This is a genomic window from Pectobacterium aroidearum, assembly GCF_041228105.1.
In the GTDB taxonomy this organism is placed as follows: Bacteria; Pseudomonadota; Gammaproteobacteria; order Enterobacterales; family Enterobacteriaceae; genus Pectobacterium; species Pectobacterium aroidearum.
Genome location: NZ_CP166097.1, coordinates 1,931,748 through 1,947,198, shown reverse-complemented (window position 1 = coordinate 1,947,198; position 15,451 = coordinate 1,931,748). Strand labels below are relative to the sequence as shown.

Annotated in this window: 17 protein-coding genes; 16 read left to right on the top strand and 1 reads right to left on the bottom strand. The window is 58.0% G+C overall.

The genetic code is table 11. The features are described 5' to 3' along the window. Nucleotides 1–3: 3 nt before the first annotated feature. The 5 genes from AB8809_RS08935 to AB8809_RS08915 are packed head-to-tail and all read left to right on the top strand — an operon-like array spanning nucleotide 4 to nucleotide 4,741. The gene (locus AB8809_RS08935; RefSeq protein WP_129712320.1) at nucleotides 4–720 is read left to right on the top strand and encodes a TIGR03759 family integrating conjugative element protein; all 717 of its coding nucleotides are present in this window, start codon (nucleotides 4–6) and stop codon (nucleotides 718–720) included. Further along, a complete protein-coding gene (locus tag AB8809_RS08930) occupies nucleotides 702–1,295 on the top strand; it encodes a transglycosylase SLT domain-containing protein (protein ID WP_129712321.1) in 594 nt (197 codons plus the stop codon). The genes AB8809_RS08935 and AB8809_RS08930 overlap by 19 nt, the downstream gene beginning before the upstream one ends. Beyond that, nucleotides 1,292–1,831, top strand: coding sequence for an integrating conjugative element protein (locus tag AB8809_RS08925; RefSeq protein ID WP_129712322.1), 540 nt, complete (start codon nucleotides 1,292–1,294; stop codon nucleotides 1,829–1,831). The genes AB8809_RS08930 and AB8809_RS08925 overlap by 4 nt, the downstream gene beginning before the upstream one ends. 4 nt (nucleotides 1,832–1,835) lie before the next feature. Then, entirely contained in the window at nucleotides 1,836–3,995 is a 2,160-nt protein-coding gene (gene traD / locus AB8809_RS08920; RefSeq protein WP_349856132.1) for a type IV conjugative transfer system coupling protein TraD, read from the top strand. Beyond that, the gene (locus AB8809_RS08915; RefSeq protein ID WP_205566934.1) at nucleotides 3,992–4,741 is read left to right on the top strand and encodes a TIGR03747 family integrating conjugative element membrane protein; all 750 of its coding nucleotides are present in this window, start codon (nucleotides 3,992–3,994) and stop codon (nucleotides 4,739–4,741) included. Before traD ends, AB8809_RS08915 begins: the two co-directional genes overlap by 4 nt. An 8-nt stretch (nucleotides 4,742–4,749) precedes the next feature. On the opposite strand, the gene AB8809_RS08910 is transcribed toward AB8809_RS08915, so the two are convergent. Further along, entirely contained in the window at nucleotides 4,750–5,733 is a 984-nt protein-coding gene (locus AB8809_RS08910) for a hypothetical protein (protein ID WP_349856133.1), read from the bottom strand. Between the two features lie 508 nt (nucleotides 5,734–6,241). Here AB8809_RS08910 and AB8809_RS08905 point away from each other — a divergent pair. The 11 genes from AB8809_RS08905 (at nucleotide 6,242) to AB8809_RS08855 (ending at nucleotide 15,442) form a co-directional block, all read left to right on the top strand. Beyond that, nucleotides 6,242–6,622 (top strand): RAQPRD family integrative conjugative element protein, encoded by a 381-nt coding sequence (locus tag AB8809_RS08905; protein WP_349856134.1) that lies wholly within the window; start codon nucleotides 6,242–6,244, stop codon nucleotides 6,620–6,622. Then, complete coding sequence (locus tag AB8809_RS08900) at nucleotides 6,619–6,852, top strand: TIGR03758 family integrating conjugative element protein (RefSeq protein WP_025920323.1); 234 nt, start codon at nucleotides 6,619–6,621, stop codon at nucleotides 6,850–6,852. The genes AB8809_RS08905 and AB8809_RS08900 overlap by 4 nt, the downstream gene beginning before the upstream one ends. An 18-nt stretch (nucleotides 6,853–6,870) precedes the next feature. Then, entirely contained in the window at nucleotides 6,871–7,230 is a 360-nt protein-coding gene (locus tag AB8809_RS08895; RefSeq protein ID WP_103182609.1) for a TIGR03745 family integrating conjugative element membrane protein, read from the top strand. Nucleotides 7,231–7,242: 12 nt separating this feature from the next. Continuing rightward, a complete protein-coding gene (locus AB8809_RS08890) occupies nucleotides 7,243–7,641 on the top strand; it encodes a TIGR03750 family conjugal transfer protein (RefSeq protein WP_129712328.1) in 399 nt (132 codons plus the stop codon). Further along, nucleotides 7,638–8,318, top strand: coding sequence for a PFL_4703 family integrating conjugative element protein (locus AB8809_RS08885; RefSeq protein WP_129707059.1), 681 nt, complete (start codon nucleotides 7,638–7,640; stop codon nucleotides 8,316–8,318). Before AB8809_RS08890 ends, AB8809_RS08885 begins: the two co-directional genes overlap by 4 nt. Beyond that, entirely contained in the window at nucleotides 8,315–9,217 is a 903-nt protein-coding gene (locus tag AB8809_RS08880; protein WP_349856135.1) for a TIGR03749 family integrating conjugative element protein, read from the top strand. The genes AB8809_RS08885 and AB8809_RS08880 overlap by 4 nt, the downstream gene beginning before the upstream one ends. Further along, nucleotides 9,207–10,613, top strand: a complete 1,407-nt coding sequence (locus tag AB8809_RS08875) for a TIGR03752 family integrating conjugative element protein (protein ID WP_349856136.1) — start codon at nucleotides 9,207–9,209, stop codon at nucleotides 10,611–10,613. Before AB8809_RS08880 ends, AB8809_RS08875 begins: the two co-directional genes overlap by 11 nt. After that, nucleotides 10,594–11,031, top strand: a complete 438-nt coding sequence (locus AB8809_RS08870; protein ID WP_349856137.1) for a TIGR03751 family conjugal transfer lipoprotein — start codon at nucleotides 10,594–10,596, stop codon at nucleotides 11,029–11,031. The genes AB8809_RS08875 and AB8809_RS08870 overlap by 20 nt, the downstream gene beginning before the upstream one ends. Continuing rightward, nucleotides 11,031–13,892, top strand: coding sequence for a conjugative transfer ATPase (locus AB8809_RS08865; RefSeq protein WP_349856138.1), 2,862 nt, complete (start codon nucleotides 11,031–11,033; stop codon nucleotides 13,890–13,892). Before AB8809_RS08870 ends, AB8809_RS08865 begins: the two co-directional genes overlap by 1 nt. Nucleotides 13,893–14,063: 171 nt before the next feature. Beyond that, nucleotides 14,064–14,510 carry a TIGR03757 family integrating conjugative element protein gene (locus AB8809_RS08860; protein WP_349856139.1) on the top strand — a complete coding sequence of 149 codons (447 nt, stop codon included), beginning with the start codon at nucleotides 14,064–14,066 and terminating at the stop codon, nucleotides 14,508–14,510. Next, on the top strand, nucleotides 14,507–15,442 hold the full coding sequence (locus AB8809_RS08855) for a TIGR03756 family integrating conjugative element protein (RefSeq protein WP_349856140.1): 936 nt from the start codon (nucleotides 14,507–14,509) through the stop codon (nucleotides 15,440–15,442). Before AB8809_RS08860 ends, AB8809_RS08855 begins: the two co-directional genes overlap by 4 nt. The last annotated feature ends 9 nt before the right edge of the window (nucleotides 15,443–15,451 follow it).

Here is a 15,451-nt window from a genome sequence, read left to right as displayed (position 1 = left end):
ACCATGAAACGCCTGATGACGATCCTTATCGCTGCTGCGGTGACCGCCCTTCCACTCCCCACGATGGCACAGCAGCCCACCACTATGGAGTCTCGTATCGTACCGACTCGGGTCGAACAGCACCGAGACGCGCACCTGGCCCAGGACTGGGGCCTGAACACCGAAGAATGGCAGCGTTACCGCGAACTCATGGAGGGGCCACTCGGCACATACTCACCCAACCTCGACCCACTATCAGCATTGGGCATCGAGGCACGCAGTGACGACGAACGGCAACGCTATGCCGAACTGCAAGTACAGGCAGAAGCACATCGCGTTGAAAAGCTGCTGGCCTATCAACGCGCTTATGATGAAGCCTGGCAAAGGCTGAATCCTGGCATGCAGCGGGTGAACCTGCCGGATGCCGCCCCCAACAGCAACGCAATGACCGGCAGCGGCCGCACGGCAGTGTTCATCAAAGAAGACTGCCTTTCATGCACCGAGCACGTACAGCGCCTGCAAGCGTCGGGTACTGAATTCGACCTGTACATGGTCGGCTCGCGGCAAGACGATGCGCGTATCCGCGATTGGGCCAAGCGTGCCCGGATCGACCCTGTACGGGTGCGTAACGGCACCATCACCCTGAACCACGATGCCGGCCGCTGGTTGTCTCTGGGCATGCCCGGAGAACTGCCTGCCAGTCTCAGACAGATCAATGGTCAATGGCAACGCCAGCCCTGAACGCCATGCAGCGCCTGAATGTACTACTGGTGTACCTGCTGCTGACCAACCTGGCGCAGGCGCAAGAAATCCCTCCTCCCGCCTACCAGTTGGCCGCTCAACGCGCAGGGATTCCCTCCGTCGTCCTGTATGCCGTGGCGTTGCAGGAAAGTGGCGTGTACCAGAGAGAGCGCATCGTGCCGTGGCCGTGGTCTCTGAATGTCGCCGGCCAGTCACGCCGATATGCCAGCCAGGCGCAAGCCTGCGCAGGAGTGCATCAGGCGCTGCAAGACGTACCACCTACCCGCATCGACGTGGGCCTGGGGCAGATCAATCTCGGTTGGCAGAAGCACCGCTACCGCCAGCCCTGCGAATTACTCGATCCGTACAACAACCTGGCTATCGCTGCGCAGATCCTCAAAGAGCAGCACACACCCGGCGAAGACTGGCTGCTGGCGATTGGTCGCTACCACCGACCCGCTGGAGGTGCTCCGGCGGCACGCTACCGCCGCAGTGTGTCGCAGCACCTTCAGCGCGTATTAGGGCCACAACAGCAATTGTTCGCCACGACTATCAGCAAGGAGACCTCCCCATGATGCCTCATATCGCTGCCGTATACGGCCTGCTCCTGCCCCTCACCACCGTACCGCCGTTGCTGCACGCGGCACAACCGCCCATCGTGGTGAAAGACCTGGGCGGGGCATCCGCCCTGCCGTACTACGAAGCGCTAAGCCTTCAGGCACGTTCACCTGGTACGCCACGCCCCCCTATTGCACTCCCCTCGGTGCAGGTCAATCCAGCCACCGAAGCGGACATGCTGCCAGTGCGTAGCCCGAAACTCACACCCGGCACCGTAGCACGCCGGATCATTGACGCTCCTGGCCTGCAGCCGTTCTTCCTGGTCGGCGACGATGAAGCATCGCATGTGTGGCTGCAACGCCAGGGCGCATCATTGCGCGAGCGTGGTGCCGTCGGTCTGGTCGTCAACGTAGAGACTGAGGACGGTCTGGTACGCCTGCGCGCAGCCGCGCCGGGCCTGCAGCTTGCACCCGTTGCCGCCGATGACCTGGCCGAACGCCTTGGCCTGCGCCATTACCCCGTGCTCATCACCAGCACGGGTATTGAGCAATAACACGATGGCACAGACTCAGCCGGTCGAGGTACTGCTGCGCCCTCCTGTGGAGCTCTACACCGTTGCCGTTTGTGCCGGAGCCGCGCTGCTGTGCGTGGCAGCACCGTGGTCGCTCGCGCTGAGTCCGGACATCGGCATCGGTAGCGCACTGGCATTCGGTTTTTTTGGCGTACTGCGCTGGCGCGATGCGCAGGTGATCCTGCGCTACCGCCGCGATATCCGTCGCCTGCCACGTTACGTGATGACGAGCAGGAATGTGCCTGTCAGCCAACAACGCTTGTTCATTGGCAAAGGGTTTCGCTGGGAACAAAAGCACACCCACAGATTGATGCAGACCTACCGGCCCGAGTTCAGGCGCTATGTGGAGCCGACACCCGCCTACCAGTTGGCACGACACCTGGAGGAACGGCTGGAATTCGCACCCTTTCCGCTGTCGCTACTGCCCCGCCTCACAACCTGGGATATCCCGCTCAATCCAGTACGGCCATTACCGCCTGTTGGCGGCTTGCCGCGCCTGCATGGCATCGAACCGGAGGAAGTTGATGTCAGCCTGCCGCTAGGTGAACGCGTTGGCCACTCACTCGTTCTGGGCACCACACGCGTGGGTAAAACGCGGCTGGCCGAATTGTTCATCACCCAGGACATTCGTCGAAAGAATCACCTCGGCGAGCATGAAGTGGTCATTGTTTTCGACCCTAAAGGAGACGCAGATCTGCTCAAGAGGATGTTCGTCGAGGCAAGACGCGCAGGCAGAGAGAACGCGTTCTACGTGTTCCATCTGGGGTGGCCGGAGATCAGCGCCCGTTACAACGCAGTAGGCCGTTTCGGGCGAATTTCCGAGGTCGCGACGCGTATCTCGGGCCAGCTATCGGGAGAGGGAAACAGTGCGGCCTTCCGGGAATTTGCCTGGCGATTCGTCAACATCATCGCCAGGGCGTTGATTGAACTGGGGCAACGACCAGACTATATGCTGATCCAGCGCCACGTCATCAATATCGACGCCTTGTTCATCGAATACGCCCAGCACTACTTCGCCAGAACGGAACCCAAGGCCTGGGAAGTCATCGTTCAGATTGAAGCCAAGCTCAACGAGAAGAATATTCCCAGGAACATGATCGGCCGCGAAAAGCGCGTGGTTGCCCTTGAGCAATACCTCAGTCAGGCCCGTAACTACGACCCCGTACTGGATGGCCTGAGATCGGCGGTTCGCTACGACAAGACCTATTTCGACAAGATCGTCGCCAGCTTGCTGCCCCTACTTGAAAAACTCACCAGCGGCAAAATCGCCCAATTGCTGGCACCGAACTATTCGGATCTGAGTGACCCCAGGCCGATTTTCGACTGGATGCAAATCATCAGGAAACGTGCGGTAGTCTACGTCGGGCTCGATGCGCTGTCTGATGCCGAAGTCGCCGCCGCAGTGGGCAACTCGATGTTCAGCGATATGGTCTCTGTGACCGGACACATCTACAAATTCGGTATCGACGACGGCCTGCCCGGTGCATCGGCAGACACCAAAGTACCAATCAACGTTCATGCCGATGAATTCAATGAGTTGATGGGCAATGAATTCATCCCGATGATCAACAAAGGTGGCGGTGCCGGCATCCAGGTCACCGCCTACACTCAAACCCTGAGCGATATCGAAGCACGCATTGGCAATCGCGCCAAAGCAGGTCAAGTCGTCGGAAATTTCAATAACCTGTTCATGCTGCGCGTGCGCGAGACAGCCACCGCCGAACTGCTCACCAAGCAATTGCCCAAGGTGGAGGTCTACACCACCACGGTGGTCAGCGGCGCAACCGACAGTTCAGACATCTACACCAAAACCGATTTCACCAGCAACACACAGGATCGCATCAGCATGTCGAGTGTGCCGATGATTGAGCCGTCACACGTTGTTCAACTTCCAAAAGGGCAATGCTTTGCACTGCTACAGGGTGGCAACCTGTGGAAAGTCCGCATGCCCCTGCCCGCCCCCGATCCAGATGAAATCATGCCAACCGATCTTCAGCAATTGGCAGGTTACATGCGTCAAAGCTACACCGATACCAGTCAATGGTGGCAGAACCAGGGCTCACCTATGCTACAGAAGCAAGCGCTACCGCCTGAACTGCTTGATGAGGATGCCGACCCTATTATCGACGAGAGTAAAGCGCCATGAGCGATCCAGCAGCTACGGCACAACATCAGCAGACACGCCGGAAAAGCCTGCTGGCCAGTGTCATCACCTTGCCATTCAGGTTAGTGGGTGTACTGATTGGCTCATTGCTGATTTCAATCATCGTGGAATGCGCAGGCATGCATCTTTTCTGGAAAGACCAGGGCTGGCAACACTCGCAGGCGATGCTTCAGTACGAATTGGGACACCTGTCGAATAACTTTACCCGCAGCGTCATCGTGCAGGAGCCGGGCCGCACGGCACACCAGCTCATCGACACCGGCTATGAATGGATGTTCATCAAGACCGGACTACTTGAACGCATGAAGCAGACCGCCGAGCATGCGCGTACTCCCAGCCAGACACCCAGACGCGACTTCCGCTACTTCGTAAGCCAAGCCTATGTGTGGTCAGAAAACTATCTGATCGCCGCAGCCTTCACCACACTGACGTTCATGGTGCGTTTGCTGGTACTGGTACTGACATTGCCGCTCATTGTCATGGCTGTGTTTGTGGGCCTGGTTGATGGTCTGGTGCGGCGCGATGTGCGCAGGTTTGGGGCGGGTCGGGAATCAGGATTCGTTTACCACAGGGCAAAAGCCGCGTTACTGCCGCTGGCTGTACTGCCCTGGGTAGCCTATCTGGCACTGCCGGTATCGGTGCATCCGCTGATGATTCTGCTGCCCGGCGCTGCATTGCTGGGCGTCGCTGTGGCGCTGACGGCGAGTAGTTTCAAGAAATACTTGTAGTTTTAAAGTTAAATACCTGAAGCTAGGTTATTAAGCATCCCTTTCGTAGCAAAATAATGCAACCTTGGCAACTCTGGATTAACATAATAGCCCATCGACCTAAAAGGCACAGGAATAACCTCACTATCCAATTCAAAACAAAAACAATTGCTCGTCTGATAAATTATGGCAATCACATCTCGATTTAGCTTATCAAACTCCCTCTTGCCAAATTCACTATAAAAAACCGAGTCAGCCTCGTGGGAAATATAACCATTTAGCAACTTAGAAAAATTCCCATCAGAAATTATAGAACTCAAAACTCCATCTTCTCTAATCTGATTAGAGAAAAAACCTTTATTCGCCATTTTTCCATAAGACTTTAGAAACGAAGAAAAGACATCCTGACTAAAATCCCAGATCTTATCATTATCACATACATTAGATAAATCCAACGCAACAATTCCAAGTTTTGCCAACCCACCATCAACTCTTTTTTTAGCTTGATCTATAGCCTTTGCAACATTATCTCTTAGACCTCTAAGACTATGCAAATATTTGCACTCAATAGCGTACTCTTTACCAGCGATAACATCACACACTGTGGTTAAATCAATATCGGAAGGATAGTCATTCGCTTTGAAGGTAACTGCAAATCTGATAGCCATAGAAAGTTCAAAGAAGTCGTCATTATAACCTTCATTAGCATCATGAATTTTTGCATCCCCTTCCAGAATCTTCATCAACTTATCGTTATTAATAGACACTCCTGATTCATGAGAAAAAAGGCTATTCATAGCAAGATATCTATTAACAATACCAATCAACCCCGACAGCTCGCGGTTTTCCATACCAGATAAGTCATCCAGCATCTTCTGGTACTTCCCCAGCTTTGTACTTTTTATATTTGTTTTTGACCCTGACTCAGAAAGCAACTTCTCAAAGTTACCAACCAAAACACCAAAATCACGAACAACATCATCAATAGAGCGACGACCAATCACAGGACCCATAACCCACCCACTAAAATATTTAAGTAAGATTAAAATTTAGATAAAACCCATCTCAATCGTTAGCCTATTTACAATTCCACGCCCCCATTATCGCCCCAGCAAAATTTTTTCACCCAATACGAATTGAACAAACCAATTCACAACTCCCCTATCAATTAGTTCACCACACACATCACTGAGACCATCCAAACCAAGTAAATTAGAATGGGACGATTCAGTAAAAACCATCAAACAACATAGCAATTATAAAAAAATTAACCCTCTCCCTCATTTGACTCTGAAATAGTGAGGTCAAAACAATAAAAATTTTATAAAAACATCCCGAAACGTAATACTTAAGAGCACCATACCATCCCCCAAAAGGAAACTGGTCTCGAAGTGATGCTAATTACATTATTTTAAGTTATCGAAAATAATACGGCAGCTCCGCAGTTCCGATTGTTTGCAGCCCTGAAGCGCCTACTTCGTCACGATCACCACATTGCTGATCGAATCGAGGAATAGTGCAATGGTGCATCCTACCCGACTTCGCGCTGCGCACTACAGCGCGCTCATTTTTCTCTCCGCCGCTCTGATGCAGGGCTGTCCATTGACTGCCCATGCCGACACGCCAGCCCAGCGTCAAGAACTGGCGGCCGCACTGCGCCAGCTAGACGCACTAGAGCACTTCGTTGTGCAAAGCGCATCCAGAACTCCCACAGTATCAGGCGAACGCTATCACTTCAACTACCCCCGGTTGCTCGATGATTTAGCGCGTGTACGCACAGGCATCCAGTTCCATCTGTCGCCGTCCCGCGCCCAGCCGCGCGACACCACCGAGCTGAGCAGTCACTACCGCCAGGAATCGGTATCCGAGCACAGCAACGTCCCCCCAGAAGGCCAGCCATGACTGCCGCACAGATCAGCGCCTTCCAGGCAAACAGCACTATCACACCTGCAGCCATGTCCACTGTCCTGATCGGCATCGTGTTCGCTGTTCTGCTGCTATGGGGCGCATGGGCCATCCGTACCGCCTACGTCGGCTGGGCCGAGAACCAACTCAACCAGCGTCAGTTCCTCGGTGTCATCGTGCGCTTTCTCGCGATGTACCTCGTGCTGACGTTTTTCCTCCTCTCGTAACCAGAAAGGATCAACCCCATGAAATACCACCACTCTCCCACTCGCCTCGTTCAGCGCGTCGCGCTGGCTTTGAGCCTGACCACCTTGCCCTCACTGTCATTCGCACAGGGATTGCCGCAACTGGAAAACCCATCGCGAGGCACCGGTGGCGGCATTATGGAAACCATCCGCAACTACGGCTACGACATCGTCCTGTTGGTCGCGCTTCTGGTAGTAGCCAGCATGTTCATCGGTGTGTGCTATCACGCGTACGGCACCTACGCCGAGATCCACAACGGCAAGAAAACCTGGGGCCAGTTCGGCCTGACGGTTGCGGTTGGGGCCGTACTGCTGGTGATCGGCATCTGGCTGCTGACCGAAGCTACCGGCATTTTGTGAGAGGGGCTGGACATGTCAGCGCATCCTCATATCCGCGCAGACGGCACCGTCACGTTCCTGCCGCATCGGCTCAATCGGCATCCGGTGGTGGTGCGCGGTCTGACAGCCGATGAGCTGTGGATCTGCTGTGGCCTGTCCGGTAGCGCCGGGTTGCTCATCGGCATCCCGCTGTCCTGGCTACTTTCAACCATCGCTCTGGCACCGACCTGCATTGTGCTGGGCATCGCCTGCGGCGTGTTCGTTGGTGGCGGCTTCCTGCGACGACAGAAGCGCGGTCGCCCCGACACCTGGTTGTACCGCCAGTTGCAATGGCACATCACGACCCGCTATCCGCTGCTTACAGGCTGGGTCGGCGGACACCGGCTGATCACGCACTCAGGCTTCTGGTCGAATAGAAGGACAACGCGATGAGCCGATTCAAGAACGAAGTCACACATCTACAGGCACACATCAAGACCCTTCGTATCGGTGCAAGTGCATTACTTCTGGTATCACTGGTGATGGGGGCCGGTTGGTGGAGCGCACCGCGTGACCTGACCATTCACGTACCGCCCGACCTGCGCTCGGGGAGCGCACGTGCCTGGTGGGAGGTGCCTCCCGAGTCGGTCTACGCTTTCACCTTCTATGTATTCCAGCAACTCAACCGCTGGCCAACCAATGGGGAAGAGGACTACGCACGCAACCTGCATGCATTGTCGCCGTACCTCACCCCAGCATGCCGTGCCTTTCTGCAGGCGGATTACGACTATCGCCGCAGTACTGGAGAACTACGGCAGCGCGTACGCGGTGTCTACGAAATCCCAGGGCGCGGCTATGGCGACAACCCCACCACACGGGTGCGCACAATATCCAATAGTGACTGGGTGGTGACCCTCGACCTCAGCGCCGACGAGTACCACGGCCCGGAACAGGTCAAACGCGCCCTGGTGCGTTACCCGGTGAAAGTCGCACGTGCCGATGTCGATCCAGCCCGTAATCCGTTTGGCCTCGTGCTCGACTGCTATGACGGTGCTCCGCAACGCATCACAACCCCCACACCGGAGCCACCGAGTCGTGGCGGTCTGGGTACACAGGGAGAAACCCCATGAAGCACCACCCTCTCAGTCTTATCTGGCTGGGGCTGTTGACCCTGATGCTGACGCCCGTTGCCCATGCCGTGGAGATCCTGCGCTGGGAGCGACTGCCGCTTGCCGTTCCCCTTACGGTCGGACAGGAACGCATTGTGTTTGTGGATCGCAACATCCGTGTCGGCGTCCCGGCCAGCGTTGGCGATCGGCTGCGCGTGCAGAGCGCAGGGGGGGCAATTTACCTGCGAGCCAGTGAGTCCATCGAACCCACCCGATTGCAGTTGCAGGACGCTGACAGCGGCACGCTGATTCTGCTCGACATTGCAGCCTCCCCCGCCAAAGACGGTGAGCCGGCGCTTGAGCCGGTACGCATCGTTGAGGGCAATATCACGCCACCGCGCTACGGCCAGCAACGGGACAGCGAAACCGACGCCGCCATCACAGAACAGGACAGGCCGGCGCGACGTGAAACCCCCGTGGCCGTGGTACTGACGCGCTACGCAGCACAGAACCTGTACGCACCACTGCGTACCGTTGAACCTGGACCCGGCATTGTGCGCGTGAACCTGCGCCGCGACCTGCCACTCGACACCTTACTGCCGACGCTGCCTGTTCAGGCGACCGCGCTGGCATCATGGCGACTGGAAGACCAGTGGGTTACTGCCGTGCAGCTGACCCATATGGAGGGGGGCTGGATCGAACTCGACCCGCGCACACTTCAGGGCAACTTCCTCACCGCCACGTTCCAGCATCCGACGCTTGGCCCACGCGGCACCCCCGAAGACACCACCGTGCTGTATCTGGTCACCCGCAAGCATGGGCTATCACAGTCACTGCTACCCGCCATCCAACGCTTCGATCCCGCCAGGCACGTGCAAACTACGACAAACCCGACGACGGAGGTGCAGCATGCGCAGTAACGGTCTGCTGAAATGGCTGATGATCCCCGTCGCACTGCTGGTCCTGTTCGTTAGCATCCGCATGTTCTCTGGTGGCGACACACAGTCCCCTGCCTCGACAAAGACGGACAGCCAGCTCACCCCAGAGGAAATGAAGGCGCTGGGCATCGAAGGGGACACACCACGTGATACCGTCGCGACCCTGGTGGCCCAGGTCCGGCAACTGCGCACCGAGCTGCAAACCGCCACCACCGACAACCGGGCACAGCGAGAAGAGAACCAGCGTTTGCGCCAGCGCGAAAGCGCCATTGACCAGCGCATCAGCACTGCACTGGAGTCCGAGCGAACCAACCTGCGCCGCGATCAGGAACAACTCAGCAGCGAGCGCCAGCAGACCGAGGGTCTGCTGGCAGATTTGCAACGGCGGCTGGACAGCATGGGCAGCGGCGGCCATGGCGACCTGCCTGTCGGCCTCGGCCTGCAAGGCGGGGATGCGGAAGGATTCAGCGACGAGGCCACAATCCGCTGGGTAGAGCCTGATGATGCCAGGCAGACTGAGGGTCGTCATGGCAACGCTGCGCCGAGCTTTCCGACACGTTTCGGGCCCGCTCAGAAGACGCTGGAAACCACGGCCAACCCTATCACCGATGCGGGAGCCAGGGCTGCTGGCGTCAAAACTGCCAGAACCGTCTACACCGTACCGACCAATTCAACGCTGATGGGCTCTGTCGCGATGACCGCGCTGATCGGTCGCGTGCCAATCGATGGCACCGTCAATGACCCCTACCCCTTCAAGATTCTGGTCGGCTCCGACAACCTCACGGCCAACGGCATCGATATCCCTGATGTGGCAGGAGCGGTATTCAGCGGCACCGCCTCCGGCGACTGGACACTCTCATGCGTCAGGGGGCAAGTTCGCTCCATCACCTTCGTTTTCCATGACGGCACCATCCGCACCCTTCCGGAAGACAGCGAACGCAGTAATCAACAAAACAATGATCAGAACGGCCTGGGATGGATCAGCGATCCCTACGGCATCCCGTGCGTGTCCGGCGAGCGCCGCAGTAATGCCCAGCAATATCTCGGCACACAGGCGCTGATCACCGCTGCGGGCGCAGGCGCGGCATCGCTCATCGATTCGGACAGCGGTCAGATGTCCTACGCCGGTGCCGACGGCTCCATCGGTACGGTGGGCATCAGCGGCAACGAGGCTGTGGGCCGTATTCTCGCAGGCGGTGTGCGCGACATGTCGGACTGGGTCAACAAGCTCTATGGACAGGCATTCGCAGCGGTCTATGTGAAACCAGGCGCACATGTCGCCGTCCACCTCGAAAAACCCCTCGCCATCGACTACGAGCCTGAAGGTCGCAAAGTCGACCATCGCACAGGAGAAAGCCATGCGCTCGAACTGGACTAAACCGCTGGCAATCATGCTATCCGTGATCGTATTGACCGGCTGCGCCACGAGCAAAGAAGACCTGTTACCCCATGGCGGCCAAACCATGCAGGAGATCTGGCAGCAAGAAAGCAGCAATGGGGGTCGAGTGGGGCAGATGGCTTATCGACAACTGCTCGATGCCCGTCAGAGCTTGCGCCGTCCACTCAGCCATGCGGATGTACGAGCGGCCCCAGCAGAACAGGCACACTACACGCGTACCGCCGCCAATGAAGTACGCAGCCAGTTTCAGCGACTGCCCAACCCCGACCTGCTGATGTACGTGTTCCCGCATCTGGCGGGGACGGACCCGGTTCCTGTACCGGGTTACACGACCATCTTCCCCCTCTACCAGCGTGTGCAGTACGCGATGCCGGGCGAACGTACGGAGGATTACTGATGGTCTGGTCGCTTCCCTGGCGCAAGCCCACGGTGCCTACCAAAGACGAACAGCCGGACGGCTGGCAACACCACACCGATGCATTGCATCACGCTGGCATTCCCGAACCCGGTGCCGCAGTGAGGGGGAACCGCCCCGCCACGCAGGCGGATGAGCAGGCCTTGTACGAGGTTGCGCCATCGTTCGTCGCGTTGCTGCCCTGGGTCGAATACCTGCCCGAATCGCAAAGTATGCTGCTGGAAGATGGTATCTCGGTTGCCGCATTCTTCGAGCTGACCCCGTTGGGCACCGAAGGCCGCGAGCCAGCCTGGCTGGCTCAGGCACGGGATGCGCTGGAGAACGCGCTGCAGGACAGCTTCGACGAGCTCGACGACAACCCCTGGGTACTGCAACTCTACGCTCAGGACGAGACCAACTTTGACTCGTATCTGCAGACCCTGCATAGCTACATCCAGTCACGTGCGCAGCACTCACGCTTCACCGAGTTCTATCTGCATTCAATGGCCCATCACCTGCGCGCAGTAGCAAAACCGGGAGGCCTGTTCGAGGATGCCACAGTCACGCGACTGCCCTGGCGCGGACAAACACGACGGGTACGCATGGTGGTCTATCGCCGTACCACTGGCAGCACGGCCCGACGCGGCCAGACGCCAGAGCAGGCTTTGAATGTGGTTTGTGATCGCCTGAGCGGTGGTCTGGCCAACGCAGGCATCCGCACCCAGCGCCTGAACGCGCAGCACATCCACGACTGGCTGCTGCGCTGGTTCAACCCACACCCCACGCTGCTGGGACCCAGCGCCGAAGACCGCGAACGTTTCTACCAGTTAACCGCCTACCCGGACACTCACGACGCCGATGAAATCGAGCTGGCCTCCGGGCGAGATTTCAGTCAGAGACTGTTCTTCGGCCAGCCACGCTCAGATGCGGCCCGGGGCGTGTGGCACTTTGATGGTATGCCGCATCGGGTGATGATGACCGACCGCCTGCGCACACCACCCAACGTGGGTCACATGACGGGCGAGAATCGCAAGGGCGACGCCATCAACACCCTGTTCGACCAGATGCCGGAAGACACAATGATGTGCCTGACACTGGTTGCCACACCGCAGGATGTACTCGAAGCACATCTGAATCATCTGGCAAAGAAAGCCGTTGGCGAGACGCTGGCGTCCGAACAAACCCTGGCAGACGTGCAAGAGGCACGCTCGCTGATCGGCAGCTCTCACAAGCTGTACCGCGCCAGCCTGGCGTTCTATTTGCGTGGCCGGAATGAAACGGAACTCGACAGTCGGGGCCTTCAACTGGCAAACGTGATGCTGGGCGCAGGCCTGCAACCGGTGCGCGAAGAGGACGAAGTCGCCCCGCTCAACACCTATCTACGCTGGCTACCGTGCATGTATAACCCGGCCCAAGACCGCAAACAGTGGTACACGCAACTGACGTTCGCCCAGCATGTGGCCAACCTCTCGCCAACCTGGGGACGTAGCCAGGGTACAGGCCATCCAGGCATCACCGTCTTCAATCGTGGAGGCGGCCTGATCACGTTCGACCCCTTCAACCGCCTGGATCGGCAAATGAACGCGCACCTTTTCCTGTTCGGCCCCACAGGTTCGGGCAAAAGCGCCACCCTCAACAACCTGCTCAATCAAGTCACCGCCATCTATCGTCCACGCATCTTCATTGTGGAGGCCGGCAACTCCTTCGGTCTGTTCTGTGAGTTAGCCCGGCGCTTGGGACTGACCGTCAATCGGGTCAAGCTCGCCCCCGGAGCTGGTGTGAGCCTTGCGCCGTTCGCCGATGCCCGCAGACTCATCGAAACACCCAGCGATGTACAGACACTCGATGCCGATGAACTGGATGATGAGCAGCAGAGCAAGGAAGCCGAGGCCGACGAACAACGCGATGTACTGGGCGAACTGGAGATCACGGCACGCCTGATGATCACGGGGGGTGAAGACAAGGAAGAAGCCCGCATGACCCGGGCTGACCGCTCTCTGATCCGCCAATGCATTCTGGACGCCGCTCAGCGCTGCGTCGCTGCCAACCGTACCGTGCTAACCCGCGATGTGCGCGATGCGCTGCGTGAGCGGGGTCATGACACCACGCTGCCGGAAATCCGGCGCGCTCGCCTGCTGGAGATGGCCGACGCGATGGATATGTTCTGCCAGGGCAGCGATGGAGAAATGTTCGACCGTGACGGAACGCCCTGGCCCGAGGCCGACATCACCCTGGTCGACCTGGCGACCTATGCACGCGAAGGCTACAACGCACAACTGTCGATCGCCTATATCTCGCTTATCAACACCGTCAACAACATCGCCGAGCGCGACCAATTCCTGGGACGCCCCATCCTCAACGTCACGGATGAAGGCCATATCATCACCAAAAACCCCTTGCTCTCGCCCTACGTCGTGAAGGTCACGAAAATGTGGCGCAAGTTGGGTGCGTGGTTTTGGCTCGCGACACAGAACATCGACGACCTGCCGAAGGCCGCAGAACCCATGCTCAACATGATCGAATGGTGGATTTGCCTGTCGATGCCACCCGACGAGGTGGAAAAAATCGCCAGGTTCAGGGAGCTGACACCCGCGCAGAAGGCGCTGATGCTGTCCGCACGCAAAGAGTCTGGCAAGTTCACCGAAGGCGTCATCCTCTCCAAGAACCTGGAAGTGCTCTTCCGTGCCGTACCGCCCAGCCTCTATCTCGCTCTGGCGCAGACCGAGCCCGAGGAAAAAGCCGAACGCTACCAACTGATGCAGCAGTTCGGCATTGGCGAGTTGGATGCCGCACTCAAAGTGGCCGAAACGATTGACCATGCGCGTGGCATAACCCCCCTGCCATATGGACACGCACTGGGTTGAAGTCAGAAATTTGACCTGCTCCAGTAAGGGATATACACGCGAGCGCAACTTGAAAGAGTAGTCGACTCACGCCTCTCATCAATACGGTGACCGTCAGCTTCCTTTTGTTTGTCGTGCCCCACTCGGCTTTGCAGTGGACTACCACCATTAGCAACTACATGGTGGCTCGACATGCTGACGTATCCCCTTCCATTCCTTTTGCCCAGGCTGAGGCCACTCGCCATCACCGCCTGGTTGTACGCGTTGCTGTTCGCTACCGACGCCTTCGCCGCTGACATCATCGTCGTTACTGATCGACGCCATCCAGTGCAGGTCGAACACCCGTCTGTGCGGGTCATTGAGTTGGACGCCGCTCAACGCATCGAAGCCGAACTGGCCGCCAACCTCCCCCAAGACCCCGCCCGCGCCGCCATCATCGTGCAACAACGCCTGAGAGAAGGCGGCACAGCCCTGCAGCAACGCATCAACGAAGCCTATCAGGACGTTGTCGATGCCTGGAGCCTGGGCATCACCACCCTGCCCGCCGTTATCGTTGATCAACGGTATGTGGTTTATGGCGAACCCGACATCGCCAGAGCGGTTGAACTCATCAACACGCACAGGAGAACTCAGCCATGAAACGCTCACGCCGCCTGCGCACCAGTACTGCCGCCGTTTTGCTTACGGCTGCCAGCTCGTCGTTCGCCCTCAATACCGCCACCATCGTTGCCTCATCGCTATCCCCGGATTGTATGGAATACCGGGTCACCGGGATCTGCTACTGGCTGCTTTGCACCAAGTTCGGCTGTTCGGTACGCACCTCCGTCAAAGTCAGGCACTACGTTCCCGATGCCGTGGTATCGAGCTATAGCAACACGGGCGACAACCCGTGGGTTGAAGTGCGCGCCATGAGTATGTCCAACCCCACAGCCCAGAGCGGTGGTGACGGCACCAGCAACCATGGCAACGAGAACAATCTCTCCAGTTTCCGCAACGCAGACGTAATAGGCCACCCTGGCGGCCAGGCATTCAGTCAGTTTGCCTCGTCATCAGGCTATATCTGCGACGGTGCCGGCACCGCCTTCATGCCGTACCTACTGAGCACACTCGATACCATCGCGTGGCGCTACAACATTCCCGAATCGGTGTATCCCGAGGCGCTGATACCCGGTATGCGTGAGATCGGTTCACGCACCGCACTGAACCTGTGGGGCAACGTCTATCCACGCGGCGGTTTTCTGCATCAAGTGGACAGCTACAAGGCCAGCGCCGTGGCCGCCCAGCGGGCGGGCGATATCGTGACCCGCCGAGGGCAACTGCACGTGTACCAACCCCTGCTCGCCAATACGCGCGACGGTTACTGGCCGGCAGGCGCATTGATGGAAAGCGATGCCTTGACCGGAAAATGGCAAGCGCTGGCTCCTCGCCAGTCTTCCTCCTGCACGGTCTTCCCACATAAAGAATCACTGGCTCAGGCGCAGCAAGACGACTACGCCTGGGCACTCTGGCGACCCTATAGCTGCTGCCAGCGACGCGGCCAGACCTTTCTCGGCAGCGTGGATTTCAACTGAGGACATGAT